The following is a 23,601-nucleotide window of genomic DNA, read 5'->3' as shown; positions in this document are numbered from 1 at the left end:
CGTACGGCCCGCCGGTTGCGCAACCGGCGGGCCGTACGTGTGTCCGTCCCCCTGCGGGGACGTCCGTCAGTGGAAGAAGTGACGCGTACCGGTGAAGTACATCGTCACGCCCGCCTTCTTCGCGGCCTCGACGACCTGCTCGTCACGGACCGAACCGCCCGGCTGCACCACGGCCTTGACGCCCGCCGCGGTCAGGATCTCCAGACCGTCGGGGAAGGGGAAGAACGCGTCGGACGCCGCGTACGCGCCCCGCGCACGCTCCTCGCCCGCGCGCTCCACGGCGAGCTTCGCCGAGTCGACGCGGTTGACCTGACCCATGCCGACGCCGACCGACGCACCGTCCTTCGCCAGCAGGATCGCGTTGGACTTGACCGCGCGACAGGCCCGCCATGCGAAGGCCAGGTCCGCCAGTTCGGCGGCGTCCAGGGCGTCGCCGGTCGCGAGGGTCCACGCCGACGGGTCGTCGCCGTCGGCCTGGAGACGGTCCGTCACCTGGAGCAGCGCGCCGCCGTCGACGGGCTTGATCTCGACCGGCGCCGAGGGGGCGTCGGGGCAGCGCAGCACACGGATGTTCTTCTTGCGGGCGAGCACCTCGACCGCGCCGTCCTCGTACGCCGGAGCGACGATGACCTCGGTGAAGATCTCCGCGACCTGCTCCGCCATGGCCACCGAGACCGGGCGGTTGACGGCGATGACCCCGCCGAAGGCGGACAGCGGGTCGCAGGCGTGCGCCTTGCGGTGCGCCTCGGCGACATCCGCGGCGACCGCGATACCGCACGGGTTGGCGTGCTTGATGATCGCCACACACGGCTCGGCGTGGTCGTACGCGGCACGCCGCGCGGCCTCCGTGTCCGTGTAGTTGTTGAACGACATCTCCTTGCCGTGCAGTTGCTCGGCCTCGGCGAGACCGCCGTTGCCGTTCACGTACAGCGCGGCGCCCTGGTGCGGGTTCTCGCCGTAGCGCAGGACATGGGAGCGCTCGTACGTGGCACCGAGGAAGTCGGGGAACGGCGAGTCGTCGGCCGGGGCGTACGAGGACGCGAACCAGGAGGCGACGGCGACGTCGTAGGCGGCGGTGTGCTGGAAGGCCTCCGCCGCGAGCCGCTTGCGCGCGCCGAGGTCGAAGCCGCCGGAGGCGACGGCGGTCAGCACGTCGCCGTACCGCTCGGGGCTGGTGACGACCGCGACCGAGGGGTGGTTCTTGGCGGCGGCGCGCACCATCGAGGGGCCGCCGATGTCGATCTGCTCGACACACTCGTCCGGAGAGGCGCCGGAGTCGACGGTCTCGCGGAACGGGTACAGGTTCACGACCACCAGGTCGAACGGCTCCACACCGAGCTCCGCGAGCTGCTCGCGATGGGACTCCAGGCGCAGGTCGGCGAGGATGCCGGCGTGCACGCGGGGGTGCAGCGTCTTGACCCGCCCGTCCAGGCACTCGGGAAAGCCGGTGAGCTCCTCGACCTTGGTGACCGGCACACCCGCCGCGGCGATCTTCCCGGCGGTCGATCCGGTGGAGACCAGTTCCACACCCGCCTCGTGCAGCCCGCGCGCGAGCTCCTCGAGCCCCGTCTTGTCATACACACTGACCAGCGCTCGCCGGATGGCCCGCTTCGCAGTCTCAACAGTCACGGGAAAACTACCTTTCGTCCCTCAATGCGGTAGCCGTTACGGGCCAGACGCCCCACGACCTCGACGAGCAGTGCTCGCTCGACTTCCTTGATGCGCTCGTGAAGAGCGGTCCCACCGTCCGTGTGGTCCTCGTCCCGCACCTCCACCACGCCCTGCGCGATGATCGGGCCGGTGTCGACGCCGTCGTCGACGAAGTGGACGGTGCACCCGGTCACCTTGGCCCCGTACGCGAGCGCGTCGCGGACACCGTGGGCGCCGGGAAAGCTGGGCAGCAGCGCGGGATGCGTATTGACGCACCGGCCGCCGAAGCGGGCGAGGAACTCCTTGCCCACGATCTTCATGAATCCGGCCGAGACGACGAGGTCGGGCTCGTACGCCGCCGTCGCCTCGGTGAGTGCCCGGTCCCACGCGTCACGGGACTCGTGGTCCTTGACCCGGCACACGAACGTGGGAAGTCCGGCGCGCTCGGCGCGCTCCAGTCCGGCGACCCCGTCGCGGTCCGCGCCGACGGCGACCACGGCGGCACCGAAGCCGGCCGGATCGTCGCCGATGGCGTCGAGCAGGGCCTGAAGGTTGGTGCCGGAACCGGAGACCAGGACCACCAGGCGGGCCGGTCGGTCCGGGGCCGGTCGGACAGAGAGGGGCGGGGAGGCCACGGCGGGTCTCTTTCTCGCGGTGATGTCGCGGTGTTTCCCGCGGTGTCGCAGTGCGCGCGCAGTGCGTGTCGCGGGGCTGTACGTCTTTGTACGGTCGTACGAACGAATCGCACCCCTCGATACGGGGAACTCTACGAAGAGGCCGACCGTCAGCAACGATACCGGCACACAGAAGAGCCCCCACGGGACGGGGGCGTGGCCGGGAGGTAGCGTCTGGGGACAGGACCCGTCCCTCGACGGGCACGACGACACAAGACCCCACGCGCGACAGGGTCTGAGGGGAAGACGTTCACCAGATGCCGGACCGACGCCGCCGTACGGACCTCCTGTTGCCGCGGGAGCGCCAGTCCACGGACGACAACAACCCCTTCGCCCCGCCGCCCGAGGGGCGGCCGGACCAGCCGTGGCAGCCCCGGCGCCCGGCGAACGACGGTTCCTCCGGCTCCCCCGACGACTCGTCCGGATCGGGATCCGGCCAGGGCTCCGGTTCCTCCGACCCGTCCGGCTCCGACGACCGTCCCGTGTGGGGCAGCCAGTGGAGCAGCCGCCAGCCGGGCCGCTCCCCGGGCGGCTTCGGCGGCCGACCCGACGGCCAGAACCAGCAGAACAGCGGCGGAAAGCAGGGCCCCGAAGGCGGACCTCCCAGCACGGGCGGCATGCGCTGGGACCCGACCGACCCGTCCCAGCGCCGGGCGCGCTACGCACTGCTCTCGGGCATGTGGGCGTTCTTCTTCGCCCTGTTCGACTTCCCCGAGATCGCGCTGCTGCTCGGCGCGCTCGCGCTGTACTGGGCGATCAGCTCTCTGCGCGCCAAGCCCCAGCGCCGTCCGGCGGACCCGACGGCCGCGCCGCCCGCCGTCCCGCAGGCGCCGCAGACCCCGAACCGCTCGCAGATCACGTCCGCCGTCAGCGGGCTCGTGATGGCGAGCATCGCCCTGGTGATCGTGGCCGCGTCCTTCACGGCGCAGCTGGTCTACCGGGACTACTACACCTGCGTGAACGACTCGCTGACCAAGACCGGGCAGCTGGCCTGCAACGACAAGCTTCCCGACCCGCTGCGCGGGGTCATCGGCGTCAAGGAGTAGCGGGCGGACCGGAGTCGTCCCGGTCCGCGTCCGCACGGCCCGCAGGCTCGTCCGGCGGACCGTCAAGCAGCCGGGCCGGGAGCGTGGGGCTCGGCCGTGCGGCGTCCACTCCGGCAGCGCCCGTATCCGCACGGTTGTCCGTGGGGTTCGTCGCGGGGCTTCTCGTGGAGCTGGTCCCGGGGTCTTCCGTACGCTCCGCTGCCGAGGCGTCCGCTTCCTCGCGGTCCCGTTCTTCGCGGTCCGCCTTTGCGCGGTCCCCCTTTTCGCCGTCCACCTTTGCGCGGTCCGCGTCCAGGGCGATGCTCGACAGCCCGGGGGCCTTGGGCCAGGGGCTGAGCGGCACGGCCCACGGTGCGCGGTCGTCGCGACCCGATCCGGTGGCGTCCCCGGCCCCATCCCCGGGCCCATCCGACGACCCGTCGGCTGCGGTGGCGGTGCCGTCCGGCGACGTGTCGGTCTTCCGGGACCCGGTCGGGAACTCCGGAAGGAAGTCGTACGGGTCGAACTCCGCGTCGTCCATGTCGTCCACCTCCAATCCGCCCGCAGCACCGGGCGCCGGCGAGGAGGGTCCCGGAACAGCGGCGGCCGGAACCGGTGACCCGTCGGCCCCCACGGCCCGGCCCCGTACCCGCCAGGCCCGCAGCCCCAGGGCCACCGGCACCGCAACGACCGCCGACCACACCAGCGCGGCCGCGCCCGTCAGCCACCACACCGGGCCGAACGCGGTGAGCCGGCCCGTGCCGAGCGGCCCGCCGGCGGCCGCCGCGAGAAAACCCGTCAGCACGCCGCAGACCACCGCACCCTGCAAGGCCGCCAGCGCGGTCTCGCCCATCCCCCACGCCGTCGCGCGGTCGCCCTGGCGCGGCGCGGCCCGGTCCGCCGTGAAGTGGGCGACGATCAGCGCCGCGGCGAGCGGAACGACCGCAGCAGCCCAGTTCAGCGGTGTGCCGGGCCCTTCGGCCGGCACCGCGGCGACCAGCGGAAAGTGCGGCAGCGCGGGGTCGCCGGTGAGCGCCAGAGGGGTCGCCGTCGCTCCCGTACCGAGCGCGAAGCCGGGCCCCAGCCCGTACGCGGCGGCCCACACCGCCGCGTTGGGCACCAGCGCCAGCCCCAGCATCAGCACCGCGAGCCGTCCCGACCACACGTCCGCGAGGTGCAGGAACGAGTCCTGCGTGGCGTCCGCGTTCCACACCATCGAGGCCGCGACGAGCAGTGCGCCACCGCCCAGCAGGGTCAGCGCACCAGCGGCCCCGGACCGCATGGCGACGGCCACCCGCGTACGGGCGAGCTCCTTCCGCAGCCGTGCGGGCACCCATTCCGGCAGCGGACCACCCGGACGGCCGCTCGCGGTCCACACCCCGGCCCCCACCGCCGCCAGCGTCACCAGCGGCAGATGCAGTACGGCGCTCAGCAGATCCGGCGCCAGTGGCCCACCCGCCGCATAGACCGTGGCAGCGGCGCCGACCAGCAGATATCCCAGGCTGACCGCACACAGCGCGCCCCGCGCCGACGGGCGCGGCCGGTCGTCGGCGGGCAGCAGACCGTCCCGGGCGGCCCGGTGCGCCAGCCAGGCCGGCACCACGACGAGCAGCAGCGGCACGATCCCGATGGGCGCCTGCTGCCCGGAGAGGGTCTCGGAGCGGACGAGTTCCGTGCCGTGGGCGAGCAGCCACAGCCCGGCCGCGACGTGCAGTGCCCCGTTCGGACCGCTGTCCGGATACGGCGAACTGATCCACAGCGCGATCACCAGGACGGCGAACGTACCGAGCCCGAGTCCCGCCGCGATCGCCCCGCGGACGAGGCACGCGGCCAGCGCGGGCCGCCGGCCGCCCTGGAGCAGCACCGGAGCCGAGAACGGAGGGCTGTGATCGGTCGTCTGGGTCACGCGGCCATGCTGCCAACGACACGCGCTTTATCCGCGTAACAGGCGAATAGCCGTTGTGTCGCTCAATATACGTTTATGTACTTTTCCGCAGAGTGCTGCGCTCAGGGGAGCCCGTCATGACCCAGAGCACGACACGCTCCGGTTCGAGCACTCCGCTGCCCTCCCCCAAGGAGCGCCGCAGGCTGCGCGAGGCGAAGTCGATGAGCGAGCAGGAGATCGCCACCGCCGTCGGCGTCACGAAGGCCACGATCCGGTCGTGGGAGAGCGGCCGCAGCAGCCCCCGGGGGCGTCGGCGTGAGGTGTACGCCAAGCTGCTGACCGAGCCGGACCCGACACCCGGCTCGGCACCGGACCCGGAAGCGGAACCAGGACCGGGACCTGCACCGGCACCGGCACCCGCACCTGGACCGGAATCGGAGTCAGCATCGGGGCGGGAGCCCTCCTCCTCCGCATCGCGGCCGCAGAACCCGCCACCGGGCGCCTCCGCTCCGGAGACGAACACCTCGGCCGAACCCGCCGCCCCGGCGAGGACACCCGTTACGGCGGCCGCCCGCCCGGGTGCCGAAGAGGCGGCCACCGAGGAGCCCGGGGAGACGGCCGGGGAGACGGCCGGGGACCCCGAGCCGGACGGCACCACAGCCGAGATGCCGCCGGCGGCCGGAGACGGCGGGTCCGGCGCCGATGACATGGGTGAAGGCGAAGGCGGGTCCGGTGCTCATGGCGCGGGCGAGGGCGAAAGCAAGCCCGGCCCCGAAGACGCGGGCGCGGGTGAGAGCGAGCCCGGCACGAACCCGGCGGCAGGGACCGCGGCCGATACGGAGCCCCTGCGCCAGCGGCCCGCGTCCACCCCGGCCGAGGCCTTCGACGCCCTGTACACGTACAGCGCCCCCGGCCTCGTGCGCCAGGCCTATCTGCTCACCGGCCGGCGCAGACTCGCCCACGAGTCCGTCGAGCGCGCCTTCCACCTCGCCTGGCAGCGCTGGCCCGAGGTGGCCCGCGACCGCGACCCCGCGGGCTGGGTGCGGGCGGCCGCGTACGAGTTCGCCATGTCCCCCTGGCAGCGGCTGCGGCCCGTCCACCGGCACCCCGACAGCCCGCCGCTCGTCGACAGCGAACAGCGCGAACTGCTCGAAGCGCTGCTGGAGTTGCCTCCCCCGTACCGCCGCACCCTCGTGCTCTACGACGGGCTCGGCCTCGACCTGCCCGAGACGGCCGCCGAGACGGAGGCGAGCACTCCCGCGGCGGCGAACCGTCTGCTGCACGCGCGCGAGGCCATCGCCGAGCAGCTCCCCCACCTCAGCGACCCCACGGTCCTGCGCAATCAGCTGATGGCGCTCGCGAACGCCGGTCCCGTGCCGCAGCTGAACCCGCCCCGGGCCGTCCGGACGAGCAGCGAACGCCGGGCCTGGCTGTGGACCCGGGCCGCCCTCAGCGTCACCACGCTGATCATGGGCGCCACGGGTTTCACCCTGGCCACGGCGCCGACACAGTACGAGCCGGCGGTCTCTCCGGGCCAGCAGGTCGGCGGAGTACCGCCGCTCGCCGGGCCGCAGCCGATCAATCCACGCAGTCACATGCTGCGCGAGAAGCTGCTGTCCGAGCCGGTCCACGGCCCCGAACGGCTCGTACCGACGATCCCGTAGCTGGGCAGTCACCTGGGCCGGCCCGAGTACGGCCGGGTACGCGGACGGGCCCGCGCCTCGTCATGAGGCGCGGGCCCGTCCGTGCGTACGGCGGAGGCTCAGGCGGTGATGATCAGCCGCCGAGGATCTCACGCGCGAGCTTGGCCGTCTCGGTCGGCGTCTTGCCGACCTTGACGCCCGCGGCCTCGAGGGCCTCCTTCTTCGCCTGCGCCGTGCCGGACGAGCCCGACACGATGGCGCCGGCGTGGCCCATCGTCTTGCCCTCGGGGGCGGTGAAGCCCGCGACGTAGCCGACGACCGGCTTGGTGACGTTGGCCTTGATGAAGTCGGCCGCACGCTCCTCGGCGTCGCCGCCGATCTCACCGATCATCACGATCAGCTCGGTCTCCGGGTCGGCCTCGAAGGCCGCCAGAGCGTCGATGTGCGTGGTGCCGATGACCGGGTCGCCACCGATGCCGACGGCGGAGGAGAAGCCGATGTCACGGAGCTCGTACATCATCTGGTAGGTCAGCGTGCCGGACTTCGACACGAGACCGATGCGGCCGGGCTTGGTGATGTCGCCCGGGATGATGCCGGCGTTGGACTGGCCGGGGGTGATCAGGCCGGGGCAGTTCGGGCCGATGATCCGGGTCTTGTTGCCCTTGCTGGTGGCGTACGCCCAGAAGGCGGCGGAGTCGTGCACCGCGATGCCCTCGGTGATGACGACGGCCAGCGGGATCTCGGCGTCGATCGCCTCGACGACGGCGGCCTTGGCGAAGGCTGGCGGCACGAAGAGCACGGAGACGTCCGCCCCGGTCTTCTCCATCGCCTCGGCGACGGAGCCGAAGACGGGCACCTCGGTGCCGTCGAAGTCGACGCTGGTGCCGGCCTTGCGCGGGTTCACACCGCCGACGATGTTGGTGCCGTCGGCGAGCATGAGCTTGGTGTGCTTCATGCCGGTGGCGCCGGTCATGCCCTGGACGATGACCTTGCTGTCCTTGGTGAGGAAGATAGCCATGACTGTGGTGTCCCTCGTCCCTTACTTCGCAGCCGCGGCGAGCTCGGCGGCCTTGTCGGCCGCGCCGTCCATGGTGTCCACGCGCTGCACGAGCGGGTGGTTCGCGTCGGAGAGGATCTTGCGACCCAGTTCCGCGTTGTTGCCGTCGAGGCGCACGACCAGCGGCTTGGTGACTTCCTCGCCCTTGGACTTCAGCAGCTCCAGGGCCTGGACGATGCCGTTGGCGACCTCGTCACAGGCGGTGATGCCACCGAAGACGTTGACGAAGACGGACTTGACGTCCGGGTCGCCGAGGATGATCTCGAGACCGTTCGCCATCACCTCGGCGGAGGCGCCGCCACCGATGTCGAGGAAGTTGGCGGGCTTGACGTTGTTGTGCGCCTCACCGGCGTACGCGACGACGTCGAGGGTCGACATGACCAGACCCGCGCCGTTGCCGATGATGCCGACCTCGCCGTCGAGCTTGACGTAGTTGAGGTTCTTGGCCTTGGCGGCGGCCTCGAGCGGGTTGGCTGCGGCGTGGTCCACGAACTCCTCGTGGCCCGGCTGCCGGAACTCGGCGTTCTCGTCGAGCGAGACCTTGCCGTCGAGGGCGATCACACGGCCGTCGGCGACCTTGGCCAGCGGGTTGACCTCGAGGAGGAGCGCGTCCTCGGCGATGAAGGTCTTCCACAGCGTCACGAGGATCTCGGCGACCTGCTCCGCGACCTCGGTCGGGAAGCTGGCCTGCGCGACGATCTCGCGGGCCTTCTCGAGGGTGACACCCTCGTTGGAGTCGACCGGGACCTTGGCGAGGGCCTCGGGGGTCTTCTCCGCGACCTCCTCGATGTCCATGCCGCCCTGGACGGAGGCCATGGCCAGGAAGGTGCGGTTGGTGCGGTCGAGGAGGTACGAGACGTAGTACTCCTCGGCGATCTCGGGCGCGGTCTCGGCGATCATCACCTTGTGGACCGTGTGGCCCTTGATGTCCATACCGAGGATCTGACCGGCCTTCTCGACCGCGTCGTCCGCGCCGTCGGCCAGCTTCACGCCGCCGGCCTTGCCGCGGCCACCGACCTTGACCTGCGCCTTGACGACCGACTTGCCGCCCAGACGCTCCGTAGCCTCGCGCGCCGCCTCAGGCGTGTCGATGACTTCACCGGCCAGCACCGGTACACCGTGCTTGGCGAAGAGGTCCCTCGCCTGGTACTCGAACAGGTCCACGCGCGTCCGTCCCTTTTCTCATCATCGCGGTTCGTTGTCTGCGTGGGCGTGCCGCGAAGGGCAACGTGACTGCGGTGTCACAAGGAAGGCGTACACGGTGTCCGGGCACGCGGCATGTCCGCCTCGCAGGTTATCCCCGTGGAACGTGGCTCCCTAAATTGCAGCTCACAGATGAGCGGTGATAACAGTCACAGATCGCACCATCGGCCGCGCCACCGACGGCCACCTGCGGGGACACCTTCGGGGGACGCGTACGGAGCCGGGCGGCCCTCACCCCAATGAGGACCGCCCGATGATCCGGCCCCGGGCCGTTGTTTTCTTGCTGCCCACCGGGTCGGCAAGGTATTCGCCCGGGTATCCGGCGATTTCTGCAGATGCCGCGGGATCCATACCGGATCCGGCCGGATCTGTTCCGGAGCCCGGACGGATCTGTCAGGTGCCGTCTCAGATGCCGTACGAGGGCGCTGCCGGGACGTAGCTCGGCGTCACGGCGGCTGCTGTCCCCTGGACGCCGTCGACAGCATTGCCCGCGAGCGGGTGGACGTCGGCGGTGACGGTGCCCGTCAGGTCGTGGGCGAAGGGCTGTACGCCGGAGAGCGCGGCACCCGCGAACGGCTGCACGTCCCCGGCCACACCCTGCGCGAGGCTGCCCGCGCTGCTTCCGACACCGTGGGCGACCGGCTGCACGTGGGAGACGACGGTGTCGACCACCGGACGGACCGAGCCGGCCACACCGCCGGCGAACGGGCCGACCTCGGAGACGACGCCCCCGGCCAGGGGCCGGACGCCGGAGACGATGCCGCCCGCGAACGGCGACACCTCGCCGACGACACCGCCCGCGAGAACGCCCGCGTCACCCACGGCCCGGTCGGCGACGGGGAGGACCGAGTCGACGGCGGTGGCGGCGACGGGCGGGAGCACGGCGGTGGCCGTCTCGTCGACGACAGGACCCGTGGCACCGACCGTGCCCCGGACCTGCGCCTGCGCGTCGGCCGGGACCCGCTCGAGCTCGGGAGCGAAGTCGGACAGAGGACCGAAGAGGTAGTCGATCTCACCTTGCGCCTCACGGGCGGTGCGCTCGACGCCGAGCTGGACGTCGTGCTCGAGGTGCTGGGCGGCCGGCTCGAGGTCCTTCACCTCGGGGAGGGCCTTCACCTCGGGGAGGGCCTTCACCTCGGGGACGACGTCGGTCTCAGGGGCCGCGGGTGCGTCGGGGACCTCCGGGGCCGCCGGGAGCTCGGACGCCAGGTCCGGCGTGGAGAGCGGCACGGAGACGGGCAGCTCGTCGGCGCTGGCCATGGCGGTCCCGAGCGCCCACATCCCGGAGGCGGTGGCTGCTACGGCTATGGAACGGCGAATGTTCTTGTTCATGCTGGCTTCTGATCCTTCGAAAGCGTTCGGCTGTCCGGAGTCGTCCGGATGGCGGGCAGACCTGTCCCACCCCCGCGCGGGAGGTCTTGAGGGGGAAGGGCTGCCCTAGCCGGGGAATTCGAGGATGTCGCCGGGTCGTTCACGCGTCGGCTCGCCGGCCGCCGCCAGGATCGCGCCGGGCGCCGGCGCGAAGGCCGTACCGCCGGCCGTGTGCGCCGCCTGGTCGCCCAGCCGCGGTGTGTGGCTGTCGCCGGACTGCTGGAGCGCGCCGGGCACGATGCCGCACGGCTTCCCCGGCGCCTGCCCGGGCGCGGGCACCGTGGCATGGCTGTCCACCGTGGTCCGGGCAGCGGCAGCCGCACGGACGGAGCGGTCCACGCCGAAGGTCCGGTGCGAGGCCGTCGCTGCCGGAGTTTCGGCCGTGGGCCCGCATGTACCCCCGTGGAAGGCGGGGTTGAGCGCCGAGTTGTCGACGGACGGGAGCTGCGGCGCTGTCTGCGGCTCGTTGCCGTCGAGGGGCGGTGTGCCAAGAGGCGGTGTCAGGCCCTGGGGAAGGCCGGGCGCATGGGGAAGATCGGGCGTCCGGGCCAGGATCAGTGTCATCGGCCCGTCGAGCGATTCGGCGAGCGACATGAGCAGGGGCTCAGCGACCGGCTCGACGATAGACCGGCTCAGCGGCCGCGTGACGGGGCGGGCGGAGTCGCGGGCGGTCACCCGCTCCCGCTCTGCCACCTCCCGTACAGGCCGCACTGCTTGGGCCGGCTTCGGGGCGTCCGTGGCGGGTACGGGCGCGGCCCGTTCGGCGGACTTCGACGCCCCCGAGGCTTCTGAGGGCCCCGAGGTCGCCGCACGCCGCACGACGTCCTCCGTCGCACCGTGCACGTCCTGTGCCGCGCCGGTCCCAGCCATCGTCACCGACTCCGCGGGGACCGTCGCCTCCGCCGCGTGCGCCTGGCCGCCGTACAGGAACCCGACCGTCAACAGGCCGCCGAGAAACAGCAGCACCCGCAGCACGCGCCCCCGCACCGCACGCCGCTGGACCGCCGCCCCGCGCACGGCGCGCAGAACGGCAGCAGCGGAGGGAGCGGCTGCGGCAGACACGGTGAGAGACCTTCCCCGTCGGCGGAAGCGGACGTTCCGCGTCGATCGGGGACGATGTTCGCACGCTCCTCCCGGGGCTGCGCAAGCCCCCTGTTACTGATGAGCCGCCATGTCCGGTATGGGCAGTGGTCGTTTCTCGATCGCGGCCGCCATCACGTCCGGGAAGAGGTCGGGCGTACACGCGAAGGCCGGTGCGCCCAGCGCCGAGAGAGCCGCCGCATGCTCCCGGTCGTACGCCGGTGTCCCTTCGTCGGACAGGGCGAGCAACGCCACGAACTGCACACCCGACGCCTTCATCGCGGCCACCCGTTTGAGCATCTCGTCCCGGATGCCCCCCTCGTACAGATCGCTGATCAGGACCACCACGGTGTCGGCGGGCCGGGTGATCTGCGACTGGCAGTACGCCAGCGCCCTGTTGATGTCCGTACCGCCGCCGAGCTGAGTGCCGAAGAGCACATCGACCGGGTCGTCCAGCTGGTCGGTGAGATCGACGACCGCGGTGTCGAAGACGACGAGCCGGGTGGCGATGGAGCGCATGGAGGCGAGGACCGCGCCGAACACCGAGGCGTAGACGACGGACGCGGCCATCGAACCGGACTGGTCGATGCAGAGCACGACGTCCTTCTTCACGGACTGCGACGCCCGCCCGTATCCGATCAGCCGCTCGGGGACGACGGTGTTGAACTCGGGCAGATAGTTCTTGAGGTTCGCGCGGATGGTGCGGTCCCAGTCGATGTCCCGGTGACGCGGGCGGTTGATCTTCGCGGATCGGTCCAGAGCCCCGGTGAGCGTCGACCGCGTGCGGGTCGCGAGCTGCTTCTCCAGGTCGTCGACGACCTTCCGCACGACGGCCCGGGCCGTCTCCTTGGTCGTCTCGGGCATCGCCTTGTTGAGGGAGAGCAGGGTGCCGACGAGGTGGACGTCCGCCTCCACGGCCTCCAGCATCTCGGGCTCCAGCAGCAGCGTGGACAGCCCCAGCCGGTCGATGGCGTCGCGCTGCATCACCTGGACGACGGAGCTGGGGAAGTACGTACGGATGTCGCCGAGCCAGCGCGCCACGGACGGCGCGGAGGCGCCGAGCCCGGCCGAACGGCCGCGGCTGCGGTCGCCGGCGGGCCGTCCGCCGCTGTTGCCGTAGAGAGCGGTCAGGGCTCCGTCGATCGCCACGTCGGTCCCGGCGAGGGAGCAGCCCGTGCCGTCCGCCGACTCGCCGCCGAGGACGAGCCGCCACCGGCGCAGCCGTTCGTCGCCCGGCGTCGCCTCGGCCGTGGTCCGCTCCGCCGGCGTCGCCTCGGCCGTCGTCGCATCGGTCGTCGCCGCATCGGTCGCGGCCGCATCGGTCGCGGCCGGATCAGTGGTCCGGGTCATCGGCCCGCCCCCGCAAGGTCGTTGTCGTCGATTCCGAGCAGCATCCGGAGCACGGGGAGCACGGCGTCCGCGCGTTCCTCGTCCAGCCCGGCACCGAAGCCGGGCATCCCCGTCTGCGGCCGCGCCGCACCACCCGGCGCCGCGGCGGGTCCGCGCCGGACCAGCTCGCCGAGTGTGCGGCGCACGCCCGGCTCGTAGGCCGAGAACGTGCGGCGCAGCAGCGGCAGAACGTCGGTGAACGCGTCGGCCGGCACACTCGTCAGCCAGGCGTCGACCAGGCCGAGCAGGCGCTCGTCGTGGACGAGGAGCATGCCGCCCCCCGACGCTCCTCCGACGAACCCCTCGATCCAGGCCGCCGCTTCGGCGGGCGGGGTGCCGAGGGAGAGGGCGAGGCTCATCAGCCGCGCGGCCTCGTCCTCCTCCAGCCGCCCGTCGTCCAGCAGCAGCCGGGCGGCCCGGCCGCGTATCACTCCCGGTACGGTGTCGCGGCCGGTGAGCCGATGCAGCACCGACCCCCATCGGCTGCTCAGTTCGGGTGCCGTCGGCAGCAGCCCGATCGCGGTGTGGACCGCGTCCAGATGGCCGCGCATCTCCGCGGCGCCGTCCGCGTCGAGGTTCGTGCACGCGGGCGGCAGACCGACGCAGATCCGCTCGGCGAGCCCGGTGGCGACCTCGCCGAGCGCGGCGGTGTCGGTGGACCGTACGTCGCCGTAGCGCAGCGAGCGGGCGAGGGCAGGCAGTGCCTGGGCGAGATGACCGACGTCGGCGTCGAGTGCGGCGCGGTCGGCGAGCGCCTTCATCACGACCGAGAGCGCGTCGGGCAGTTCGGCCAGCAGGCACTGCTCGGCGAGCGCGGTCACCTCCGCGAGGGCGGTCGCCGACACCGCCGTGCTCTCCGCCTTCGCCGTGGCGGCCGAGAGCACGGTGGTCCCCCACACGCCGGCCTCGGCGACCTTGACGAACAGCTCGGGCTCCCAGCGCAGCCGCCAGCTCTCCCGGAAGGTGCCCGTGCTGCCCCGTCCCGTCACCGGCTCGCCCCAGCCGACGGACAACAGGGACAGCCGGTGCAGCAGCCGGCTCTTGGCCGCGTCGTTGTCCTTGCGCAGATCCAGCTCCACCTCCCGCTCCAGCGCCTCCGGCTTGAGCCGGAGACTGCGCTGGAGCCGGGTGAGATCCCGCTGCAGAGGCACGGCGGGGGCGGCGTCCGGTACCTCGCCGAGCACGTCCCCGACGACGAGCCGGTCCCGGATCAGGTCGAGCGGCACGTCGGAGCCGTCGCACATCACGGCCCGGATGGCGTCGGTCGTCTCGGTCAGTCCGGCGAGGGGGCGGCCGCGCATGGCCGCAAGAGTCTCCGCCAGGCGGACGGCCTCGATGACATGCGCGGAGGAGACCATCCGGTCCTCGTCGCGCAGCAGCCGCGCGACCTTGGTCATCCAGCGCTCGACGGGACGGTCGGGGGCCTGGAACAGATGCCCGTACCAACCGGGAGAGTCGATGCCCGCCCCGTACCCGCTGTGGCGGGCCAGCCGGCGATGGGTCCACGGCACCCAGGTCATCTCCGTCTTGACCTTGGGGAGTCCCTTGAGCAGCGCCCTGTCGGCGGTGAGGGTGGTCTTCTCCGCGAGCGCCGGGACGTGCCAGGCGCCGCAGACGACGGCGACGTCGTCGCCGAACTCCTTGCGCGCCGTGCGCAGTTGGATTCGCATATGGGCCTCGCGGGCCAGGTCGCGGTCGTGCCCGCCGTGTCCGTACATCCCGCGCAGCGCGGCCATGGCCTCGCCGAGAGCGGCGAACGGCGCACACGGGTCGCCGTCCGCACCGTCCGAGCCGCGGTGCTCGATGACGTCCTCCCACCACCGCTCGGGGTCGTCGTACCCCGCGGTCTCGGCGAGGACGGCGATGGGGTCGATGCGCATACCGGCGTCGGACGGTGCGCTGGCCGGGCCCGCTCCCGGCTCCCCGGGGACGGCATCCCACTCGGGGTCCCCGCTCCGGGCCGACGGCGCCTGCGGAGAGGGCCGGTCCGACAACGGCTCGTGCGGTGACGGTTCCTGCGGCGACAGCTCTGCCTCTGCCGACGGTGCACTGTCCGGTACGGCATCCCATCCCGGGTCCGTCGAACCCGCCGCGGGCGGTTCGGGATCAGCGCCCTCCAGCGGGCCGGGCTCCTCGAGACGCGTCCGGCCGGCCGCCTCCTCCGCCGCCGCGAGGGCCAGCGAATGCGCGGCCGGGAGATCGATGAAGCGGACCGGGACATCCCGGCCGAGCGCCCAGCGCAGCGCGACCCACTCCGGGGAGAACTCGGCCAGCGGCCAGAACGCCGCCCGCCCCGGATCGTCCACGGCATGGGCCAGCAGAGCGACCGGCGGTCGCATCTGCTCGTCCGCCGCGAGCGCGAGCAGGGCATCCCCCTCCGGCGGGCCCTCGATCAGCACCACCCGGGGCGAGGCAGCGTCCAGCGCCGCTCGCACCGCACGCGCCGAGCCCGGTCCGTGGTGACGGACGCCGAGCAGCAGCGGGCCCGTCATGCGCTCACCTCGCGGCAGGCACGGTAGAAGTCCTTCCAGCCGTCCCGCTCGCGCACCACGGTCTCCAGGTACTCCTGCCAGATGACCCGGTCGGCCGCCGGGTCGCGTACGACCGCGCCGAGGATTCCGGCCGCCATGTCGCCCGGCCGCAGCACGCCGTCCCCGAAGTGCGCGGCGAGCGCGAGGCCTCCGGTGACGACGGAGATCGCCTCGGCCGTGGACAGGGTGCCCGACGGCGACTTGAGCTTGGTGCGGCCGTCGGCGGAGACGCCTTCGCGCAGCTCCCGGAAGACGGTGACGACGCGACGGATCTCCTCCAGGCCCTCCGGCACGGCCGGCAGGTCGAGCGAGCGGCCCAGCTGGTCGACGCGCCGGGAGACGATGTCGACCTCCGCCTCCGACGTCGCGGGCAGGGGCAGCACCACGGTGTTGAACCGGCGGCGCAGCGCGCTGGAGAGGTCGTTGACCCCGCGGTCGCGGTCGTTGGCCGTGGCGATGAGGTTGAAGCCGCGGACCGCCTGGACCTCCTGCCCCAACTCGGGAACGGGCAGCGTCTTCTCGGACAGGATCGTGATCAGCGTGTCCTGGACGTCCGCGGGGATACGGGTGAGCTCCTCGACCCGGGCCGTCATGCCGTCGGACATCGCGCGCATGACGGGGCTGGGCACCAGGGCGTCGCGGCTGGGGCCGTGGGCGAGCAGCTGCGCGTAGTTCCATCCATAACGGATCGCCTCCTCCGGTGTGCCCGCCGTGCCCTGCACGAGCAGGGTGGAGTCGCCGCTGACCGCGGCCGCGAGGTGCTCGGAGACCCAGGTCTTGGCGGTGCCGGGCACGCCGAGCAGCAGCAGGGCCCGGTCGGTGGCGAGCGTGGTGACGGCGACCTCGACGATCCGGCGCGGTCCCACGTACTTCGGTGTGACCACCGTGCCGTCGGGCAGTGTGCCGCCGAGCAGATAGGTGGCGACCGCCCAGGGCGACAGCCGCCAGTTGACCGGACGCGGCCGGTCGTCGGCCGCGGCGAGCGCCGCCAGTTCGTCCGCGAAGGCGTCCTCCGCATGCGGCCGCAGAGCCTCGGCGCCCGTGGCATTTCCGGTTTCGGACACGGTCATGCTTCCCCCTCCAGATCGTTCGATCCGATGTGGTTCCCACCGTGCACCATGGCACTGACAATCGACCGTCCTCGCAGGTCAGACGGTGTTGTCAGTGGCCGCCCGTAACGTCGTCACCATGAATCAGCAGGGGGTGCGCTGGACGTCGGAACAGGTGCTGGCACTGGCTCCTGACGACGCATCACGCAAGGCGGGAAACAGGCTCGGCATGGCCGGGCCGTGGTCCGAAGCAGGCACGAGCGGCACGGGAGCGGTGTGGGGGCTGTGCAAGGGCAGTGGCAGCAGGCCGTATCAGACGGTCGTGGACACCACGGGGCCCGCGTACAAGTGCAGTTGTCCGAGCCGGAAGTTCCCCTGCAAGCACGCGCTGGGGCTGCTGCTGCTCTGGGCGGGGGACGAGAAGGCGGTGCAGGCCGGCAGTGCGCCGGACTGGGCCGAGGAATGGCTGGAGGAGCGGCGCAAGCGCGCCGTGGAGAAGGAGGGGAGCGACGGCGACGCGGGGGCGCCCGCCAGGAGTGCCGACCCGGAGGCGGCCAAGCGGCGGGCGGAGCGCAGGGCCGGGCGGATCACCGCGGGTGCGACGGAGCTGGAGCAGCGGCTCGGCGATCTGCTCCGCGGTGGACTGGCGGCGGCCGAGCAGTCGGGGTACGGACTATGGGAGGAGACCGCGGCCCGCATGGTCGACGCCCAGGCTCCGGGACTGGCGGCCCGGGTACGGGAGTTGGGTGCGATTCCGGGATCGGGGGCCGGCTGGCCGGTGCGGCTGCTGGAGGAGTGCGCGCTCATCCATCTGCTGGACTCGGCGTGGCTGGGGATCGAGCGGCTGCCGCATCCGCTGGCGGCGGCGGTGCGTACGCGCGTCGGGCTCACCTCGCCCGCCGAGGGTCCGCCGGTGCGCGACGCGTGGATGGTCCTCGCCCAGTACGACACGTCCGACGGCAAGATCACCACACGCCGTACGTGGATGCACGGGCGGTCGTCCGGACGTACGGCGGTGATCCTGTCCTTCGGCGCCGCGGGCCGTTCTCCACAACTGGCGCTGCCGGTGGGCCTGACGATCGACGCTGAGCTGACTCCCCATGCGGGCGCCGGGCAGTTGCGGGCGGACATGGGCGATCAGTTCGGCACACCGGTCCCGATCGCGTCACCGCCGCCGGGCGGTCCGGTGGCCACCGCGCTCGATTCCTACGGGCGAGCTCTGCGGGACGATCCGTGGCTGGACGCCTGGCCGGTGACCCTGACCGCGGTGATACCCGTCCCGGCCGGCGACGGATGGCAACTGGCCGACGCCGACGGTGAGTCGGCGCTGCCCCTGACACCCGGCACGCTGGGCCGGCCCGGGCTGTGGAAGCTCGTCGCGCTGTCCGGAGGCGGCCCGGTGACCGTGTTCGGGGAGTGCGGGCACGAGGGCTTCACCCCCCTCGCCGCCTGGTCCGACGACGCGGCCGAGACGGTTCCCCTCGTCTGAACTGTGAAGGTACGGAGGACGCCACCCATGACCAGCATCACCGACGACGCCCTGTGGGAAGAGCTCGTCACCTCGGCCCTGCTCGGCACCGACCGCCGCACACCGCCGGACACGGTGACGGCCACGGGCAAGGACGCACCCGCGGCACTGCTGGACGCCGCGGCGATCCACACCGTGCGGCGCAGGGCGGGTCTCGTGCCGGCTCCGGCGGCCGCCCGTCCGGAGCCCGCGCCGGACGACACCCGCCGGCACCTGCCGGTACCGGCGCGGCGCCGGTTGGCACAGCTGCTGGCCGACCGTTCCGCTCCTTCCTCGGGAGGCCGCAGAGGTACGGCCCCCGACCTGACCGAGCTGCTGCCGCAGTGGCTGGCCGCGGCCAATGAACAGGGTTACCGGGTGCCGCCGCCCCTGCTGCCCGCGCTGCTGGACGCGGCCCGGGCCCGTACGGACCTGCGGCCGCAGGCACTCGCCTTCGCCGGGGCGCTCGGGCTGTGGCTTGCCCGGTTCAATCCGGAGTGGAAGTTCGCACTGCGGGGCTCGTCGGGCGGCGGCGCCCTGCTGCCGGACGTGTCAGACGAGGAAGCGGTGCAACGGCTGTGGGAGGAGGGCCTGTTCGCGGAGCGGGTCGCGCTGCTGGCGGCCGTACGGGCGCATGACGCGGACCGGGCGAGGACGCTGCTGGCCGGCACCTGGCCGACCGAGCGGGCCGAGGACCGGCTGATGTTCCTCGACTCCCTGCGTACGGGACTGACGGATGCCGACGAGCCGTTCCTGGAGCAGGCGTTGACCGACCGCAGCCGCAATGTCCGGGCGACGGCGGCCGAACTCCTCTCCGCGCTGCCGCACTCCGCTCTGGCCGGGCGGATGGCCGCACGGGCGGTGTCGTGCGTGGGCCCGGACCGCAGTGAGGACGGCAGCAGTGCGTCGATAGCCGTGGAAGCGCCGCACGAGTGTGATGCGGACATGCAGCGCGACGGAGTGGTGCCGACCCCGCCGACGGGGCGGGGTGAGCGCTCGTGGTGGCTCGGCCAACTGGTGGAGGCGGCGCCCCTGACTGTCTGGGCCGAGCGGCTGGGCGGGCGTTCAGCACAGGAGATCGTGGCGCTGCCCGTCGCGGACGGCTGGGGCGAGGAGCTCCACGCGGCCTGGTGCCGGGCGGCGGTCCGCCAACGGGACGCGGACTGGTCCCGCGCCTTGCTCGGTCCGCCGGGCACCCCGCCGCAGACAGGCCCCGGCACGTCGTCCCTGGCCGAGCGGTCGAAACTGCTCGCGACGCTGCCGGACGAGGAGCGGGCGGCCTGGGTCGCGCAATTCATAGCGGCGCACGGACTGTCGGAGGCGTTCCAGTTGCTCGGCGTCTGCGAGGTTCCCTGGTCGGAGCCGTTGGGCCGCGCCGTGGTGGACGCTCTCGACATCGCCCGCGACGCCGGCAGCTATCCGTGGAGCTTCAGCGGGGTGATGGGACTGGCGGAGCGCTGCCTGGATCCCGCGGAGGCGAGCCGCCTCGAACTGCTGACGGCGACCCCGGACGAGGTGGAGGGGGCGTCACCGGGGGCCGGAGGCTACTGGTCGGAGGCGTTCCAGCGCCTGGTCTCGACGCTGAGGCTGCGGGAGGCGATGCGGCAGGAGCTGATGCCGCCGGCGTAGCAGGACCTGTCGCGGGCCGGCCCGTCACGAACCAGGAAGGACGGGGCTCGGACCGGCCCGTCACGGACAGGCGGCAGGGGGCGCGATCCGTCACAGGCCGTGACGGAATCGATTGCGTCCCGTCCCGGCCGTCGCCCACAGCAACCATTCCGGCAGGAGCGCCCCCGGTCGTAAAGCCCACGACGCCCCGGCCATACGCCCTGTGACAGCCCACCCGGGCCTGCCGTGAAGCACGGCCGCTGGGCTGTTCGGGTCACGCTCCGGCAGGCTCGCGGACGTTCGCGTTGACCCACTCGACGATCGACGTCGTCGTCGCTCCCGGCGTGAAGATCTCCGCCACGCCGAGCTCCTTCAGCGGTGCGATGTCCGCCTCCGGGATGATGCCGCCGCCGAAGACCTTGATGTCCTCCGCCTCGCGCTCCTTCAGGAGCTCGATCACCTTGGCGAACAGAGTGTTGTGGGCGCCCGAGAGGATCGACAGACCGATCGCGTCCGCGTCCTCCTGGATCGCCGTGTCCACGATCTGCTCGGGCGTCTGGTGGAGCCCGGTGTAGATGACCTCCATACCCGCGTCGCGCAGCGCTCGCGCGATCACCTTGGCCCCGCGGTCATGGCCGTCGAGCCCCGGCTTGGCCACCACTACGCGGATCGGACCGGTCACACCCATCACTGCCTCCACACCTGACTCCGTCGTCAGTGAACGAACGTTATCTCCAGCATCCCGCACCCAACCGTTTCGCGGAGGTCAGCGAGGGGGAAATCACACATGGGACAAGTTCGCTAAGCGTCGTACCCGTACCAGGCGGCACACAAGCCGCCTACGGGGACGATCACAAGGGAGCCGCTTCAGGGTCGTACCTCCCCTGCCGTCAGCCGCGCGGCACCGGGGTACGGCACCTTTGCCTTTGGCCCGCCACCGTCCCCGGTGTCGATACCGGCATCCGGCGGCGGGCCAAAGGCACAAGGTCGTACCTGCGGAGGCCCCATGAGGGCACACGGGGGACGGTGTCGTCTCCAGCGTGCCGTACGGAGGTCGGCCCATGACGGCGGTGCCCTTCATTTCCCTGAGTCTGCGCCCCGTGCGCCACCTGCGAAGTCTCTGCAACCTGAGCCTCTGCAACCTGAGAGTCCCTGTCACCTTTCTCCAGGCCACCGCCCTCGAGCTGGCGATCCTCGCCGGGCATCTGCTGCTCTATCCGTCCGGGCTGTTCGCCGAGCGCCCCGGGCCCGGCCACCCGCAGGACGGCGACCCCGCGCCGGGCAACGGCCGGCGCCGCCCGGCACAGGACGAGGGCGCCTGCAACCCGCGCCCCCTCGATGCCGAGCCGGCGTCCGAGTCCGAGTGCGCGCCCGCCACCCCGCTGCCGACCGGCGCGGGGGCCGTCCGTCCACCCGCCGTACTGCTCCACGGCTTCGTCGACAACCGCTCCGTCTTCGTCCTGCTCCGCCGCTCACTGGCCCGCCACGGCTGGCGCCATCTGGAGTGCCTCAACTACTCCCCGCTGACCTGCGACATCCGCACCGCCGCCGAGCTGCTCGGCCGGCACATCGAGGAGATCTGCGCCCGTACCGGCCGCAGCGAGGTCGACATCGTCGGGCACAGCCTCGGCGGACTCATCGCCCGTTATTACGTGCAGTGTCTCGGTGGCGACCAGCGGGTCCGCACCCTCGTCACGCTCGGCACCCCGCATTCCGGCACGACCGTCGCCCCGCTCGCCAGCGCCCACCCGATCGTGCGGCAGATGCGCCCCGGCTCGGTCGTGATCGAGGAGCTGCGCCGCCCCGCGCCGGGCTGCCGTACGCGCTTCGTGAGTTTCTGGAGCGACCTGGACCAGCTGATGGTTCCCGTCGAGACGGCCTGTGTGGACCATCCGGACCTCATCGCCCAGAACGTGCAAGTCAGTGGAATCGGCCATCTCGCCCTGCCGGTCCACCCTGCCGTCGCCGCCGGAATCCGGCAGGCACTCGAGACGAGCACATCGCCGGCGGACGCGTCCGGAGCCGTTTCGGTTGCCTGAGTCACGGCCCCAGCGGTTACGGATTGTCGAACGTTTTTCGAACGTAGGGCCAAAGCTCTGCCCACAGTCCGCCGAAACACGGCCGAATGCCCTTTTCCTGATTGCCTAAAACCTGCGGAAGATTGTCGCCGTCGCATACCGCCGGGTACAGTCGCCGCCACTGCGTTCGCTCCGGGACCTGACTCCACCGTGGCCCCTGAACACAGGTCCTGCTGCCGAGGCGAGAGAGAAGTTGGTGAACGACCAGCACGCCCACGCCGGGTACGTCGGATATGACGGGTACCCCTCCGGCAGCTTTGAAACCGACCCGCTCTTCGGTGCGCTTCCGGGGCACGAGGCCGGACACAGCGGTCAGTACGACTCGTCCCAGTGGGACACCGGGTCGCACCAGGCAGGCACCGCCGGTTACGACGTGTACGGCGCGCAGCACCAGGCAGAGCAGGCCCAGCAGTTCACCGAGGCCACCGGCCAGTACGACGCCACCGGCCAGTACGCCACCGCCGGTCAGTACGACATGACGGGCCAGTACGACACCACCGCGCAGTACGACGCCGGGGTTCAGGCCGGGGTTCCCTACGACCCGAGCGGCCAGTACGACACCACCGGTCAGTGGGACGCCTCCGCGTGGAACCAGGGTGCGCAGACAGGCCAGTTCGAGACGGCCGCCGCCACCTTCTCGTACGAAGCCACCGGTCAGTGGGCAGTGCCGGGTTACGAGACCGGCACCTACGACGCCACTGCCTGGAACACGGGCGCGGAAGCCGTCGTACCGCAACAGTTCACGCCTGAGCAGGAGTTCGGCACCGAACTGCTGCCGGAGTTCTCCGGTGAGTACACCCCGGACCACACGCAGGAGTACGCGGAGCAGTACGAGCCCGAGGCCACGCCCGGCTACGACTCCGCCGTCGAGAACGTCCCGGACACGCAGTACGCGTCGGAGTACGACACCGCGTACGGGTCCGAGTTCGACACCGACCACGAGACCGAGCAGCACACCGACGACAGCACGGCCGTGGACGCCGACTCCGTCGAGGCGCCGGGGGACGAGCCGGAGCTCGAGCCCGCGCTCATCGGTGCCACCCCGGTCACGCCGCGCCCCGTCCGCCGGTCCGGCGGCAGCCGCGGCCGCCGCCGCACTCCGGCCAAGCGTTCCGCACTGCTCACCGTCGCCGTGCCCTCCGCCTGTGTGATGGGCGTCGCGGGCATCGCCGCCGCTTCGGTCAGCGGCCTCAGCGGCGGCGAGACCAAGGAGGGCGGCACCCAGAACCTGGCTGCTGCCGATCCGGCCTCGGTCAAGCCGGCCGCCGCGAACAACAAGATGGACACGCAGCTGGCCGCGCTCAGCGCCGATGCCCGCGACTTCGGCGACCGCGCCTCCCGCACCCAGGAACGCCTCGACCTCAAGGCGCGCCAGGAAGCGGATCGCAAGAAGCGGCTGGAGGAGGCCAAGCGTCTCGAGGCGCTGCGCCCCAAGTTCGTTCTTCCCGTGAAGCAGGGCGGCCTCAGCGCCTACTACGGCCAGGCGGGCGTCAACTGGATGTCCCTGCACTCGGGCATCGACTTCCCGGTGTCGTACGGCACCGAGGTGATGGCAGCGACCGACGGCACCGTCCGTACGCAGTACAACAGCGCCTACGGCAACATGGCCATCGTGACCGCGGCGGACGGCACCGAGACCTGGTACTGCCACTTGAGCACCACCAAGATCCGGTCCGGCTCGGTCAAGGCCGGTGACGTCATCGCGTACTCCGGCAATTCCGGCAACTCCACCGGCCCGCACCTCCACTTCGAGGTCCGGCCCGGCGGCGGCGCGGCGATCGACCCGCTGCCGTGGCTGCGCAGCCACGGCCTCGACCCCGCGTAGCCCGACCCCGCCGTAGCCCGTACATC

17 protein-coding genes are annotated in these 23,601 nt (G+C 72.1%); 6 read left to right on the top strand and 11 right to left on the bottom strand.

The window, feature by feature from the left end; all coding sequences use genetic code 11:
• Window positions 1-66: 66 nt before the first annotated feature.
• Both purH and purN read right to left on the bottom strand, forming a co-directional pair.
• Entirely contained in the window at window positions 67-1,629 is a 1,563-nt protein-coding gene (gene purH, locus ACQPWZ_RS22165; protein ID WP_340474872.1) for a bifunctional phosphoribosylaminoimidazolecarboxamide formyltransferase/IMP cyclohydrolase, read from the bottom strand.
• Window positions 1,626-2,285 carry a phosphoribosylglycinamide formyltransferase gene (purN, locus tag ACQPWZ_RS22160; RefSeq protein ID WP_340474871.1) on the bottom strand — a complete coding sequence of 220 codons (660 nt, stop codon included), beginning with the start codon at window positions 2,283-2,285 and terminating at the stop codon, window positions 1,626-1,628. Before purN ends, purH begins: the two co-directional genes overlap by 4 nt.
• A 296-nt stretch (window positions 2,286-2,581) precedes the next feature.
• Here purN and ACQPWZ_RS22155 point away from each other — a divergent pair, with 296 nt between their 5' ends.
• Window positions 2,582-3,370, top strand: a complete 789-nt coding sequence (locus ACQPWZ_RS22155) for a hypothetical protein (RefSeq protein ID WP_433572211.1) — start codon at window positions 2,582-2,584, stop codon at window positions 3,368-3,370.
• Here the strand turns inward: ACQPWZ_RS22155 and ACQPWZ_RS22150 are convergent.
• Entirely contained in the window at window positions 3,360-5,255 is a 1,896-nt protein-coding gene (locus ACQPWZ_RS22150; protein ID WP_433572210.1) for a cell division protein PerM, read from the bottom strand. The genes ACQPWZ_RS22155 and ACQPWZ_RS22150 overlap by 11 nt on opposite strands.
• A gap of 116 nt (window positions 5,256-5,371) precedes the next feature.
• Between ACQPWZ_RS22150 and ACQPWZ_RS22145 the strand changes: the two genes are divergently transcribed.
• Entirely contained in the window at window positions 5,372-6,898 is a 1,527-nt protein-coding gene (locus ACQPWZ_RS22145; RefSeq protein ID WP_433572209.1) for a sigma factor-like helix-turn-helix DNA-binding protein, read from the top strand.
• Between the two features lie 112 nt (window positions 6,899-7,010).
• Here the strand turns inward: ACQPWZ_RS22145 and sucD are convergent, their stop codons facing one another.
• The 7 genes from sucD to ACQPWZ_RS22110 all read right to left on the bottom strand — a co-directional run bounded on the left by sucD (window position 7,011) and on the right by ACQPWZ_RS22110 (window position 16,578).
• Window positions 7,011-7,895, bottom strand: a complete 885-nt coding sequence (gene sucD / locus ACQPWZ_RS22140; RefSeq protein ID WP_313944591.1) for a succinate--CoA ligase subunit alpha — start codon at window positions 7,893-7,895, stop codon at window positions 7,011-7,013.
• Between the two features lie 21 nt (window positions 7,896-7,916).
• Window positions 7,917-9,098 carry an ADP-forming succinate--CoA ligase subunit beta gene (gene sucC / locus ACQPWZ_RS22135; protein WP_433572208.1) on the bottom strand — a complete coding sequence of 394 codons (1,182 nt, stop codon included), beginning with the start codon at window positions 9,096-9,098 and terminating at the stop codon, window positions 7,917-7,919.
• Between the two features lie 444 nt (window positions 9,099-9,542).
• Complete coding sequence (locus ACQPWZ_RS22130) at window positions 9,543-10,469, bottom strand: hypothetical protein (RefSeq protein WP_433572207.1); 927 nt, start codon at window positions 10,467-10,469, stop codon at window positions 9,543-9,545.
• 105 nt (window positions 10,470-10,574) lie between these two features.
• A complete protein-coding gene (locus ACQPWZ_RS22125) occupies window positions 10,575-11,570 on the bottom strand; it encodes a hypothetical protein (RefSeq protein ID WP_433572206.1) in 996 nt (331 codons plus the stop codon).
• 93 nt (window positions 11,571-11,663) lie between these two features.
• Window positions 11,664-12,938: a vWA domain-containing protein gene (locus tag ACQPWZ_RS22120; RefSeq protein ID WP_433572205.1), complete on the bottom strand. Its 1,275-nt coding sequence runs from the start codon at window positions 12,936-12,938 to the stop codon at window positions 11,664-11,666.
• Window positions 12,935-15,469 (bottom strand): DUF5682 family protein, encoded by a 2,535-nt coding sequence (locus ACQPWZ_RS22115; protein ID WP_433572204.1) that lies wholly within the window; start codon window positions 15,467-15,469, stop codon window positions 12,935-12,937. Before ACQPWZ_RS22115 ends, ACQPWZ_RS22120 begins: the two co-directional genes overlap by 4 nt.
• On the bottom strand, window positions 15,466-16,578 hold the full coding sequence (locus ACQPWZ_RS22110) for an ATP-binding protein (protein WP_433572203.1): 1,113 nt from the start codon (window positions 16,576-16,578) through the stop codon (window positions 15,466-15,468). The genes ACQPWZ_RS22115 and ACQPWZ_RS22110 overlap by 4 nt, the downstream gene beginning before the upstream one ends.
• Before the next feature lie 118 nt (window positions 16,579-16,696).
• On the opposite strand from ACQPWZ_RS22110, the gene ACQPWZ_RS22105 reads away from it, so the two are divergent.
• Window positions 16,697-18,046 carry an SWIM zinc finger family protein gene (locus ACQPWZ_RS22105; protein WP_433572202.1) on the top strand — a complete coding sequence of 450 codons (1,350 nt, stop codon included), beginning with the start codon at window positions 16,697-16,699 and terminating at the stop codon, window positions 18,044-18,046.
• 27 nt (window positions 18,047-18,073) lie between these two features.
• Window positions 18,074-19,693, top strand: a complete 1,620-nt coding sequence (locus ACQPWZ_RS22100; protein ID WP_433572201.1) for a DUF5691 domain-containing protein — start codon at window positions 18,074-18,076, stop codon at window positions 19,691-19,693.
• Between the two features lie 253 nt (window positions 19,694-19,946).
• Here the strand turns inward: ACQPWZ_RS22100 and ACQPWZ_RS22095 are convergent, their stop codons facing one another.
• The gene (locus tag ACQPWZ_RS22095; RefSeq protein ID WP_340474859.1) at window positions 19,947-20,360 is read right to left on the bottom strand and encodes a cobalamin B12-binding domain-containing protein; all 414 of its coding nucleotides are present in this window, start codon (window positions 20,358-20,360) and stop codon (window positions 19,947-19,949) included.
• A 373-nt stretch (window positions 20,361-20,733) separates the two neighbouring features.
• Here ACQPWZ_RS22095 and ACQPWZ_RS22090 point away from each other — a divergent pair, with 373 nt between their 5' ends.
• Both ACQPWZ_RS22090 and ACQPWZ_RS22085 read left to right on the top strand, forming a co-directional pair.
• Complete coding sequence (locus tag ACQPWZ_RS22090) at window positions 20,734-21,711, top strand: esterase/lipase family protein (protein ID WP_433572200.1); 978 nt, start codon at window positions 20,734-20,736, stop codon at window positions 21,709-21,711.
• 235 nt (window positions 21,712-21,946) lie between these two features.
• On the top strand, window positions 21,947-23,575 hold the full coding sequence (locus tag ACQPWZ_RS22085) for a M23 family metallopeptidase (protein ID WP_433572199.1): 1,629 nt from the start codon (window positions 21,947-21,949) through the stop codon (window positions 23,573-23,575).
• The last annotated feature ends 26 nt before the right edge of the window (window positions 23,576-23,601 follow it).

Source organism: Streptomyces sp. CA-251247 (genome assembly GCF_050952975.1).
In the GTDB taxonomy this organism is placed as follows: Bacteria; Actinomycetota; Actinomycetes; order Streptomycetales; family Streptomycetaceae; genus Streptomyces; species Streptomyces achmelvichensis.
This window is presented reverse-complemented; position numbering and strand designations above follow the sequence as displayed.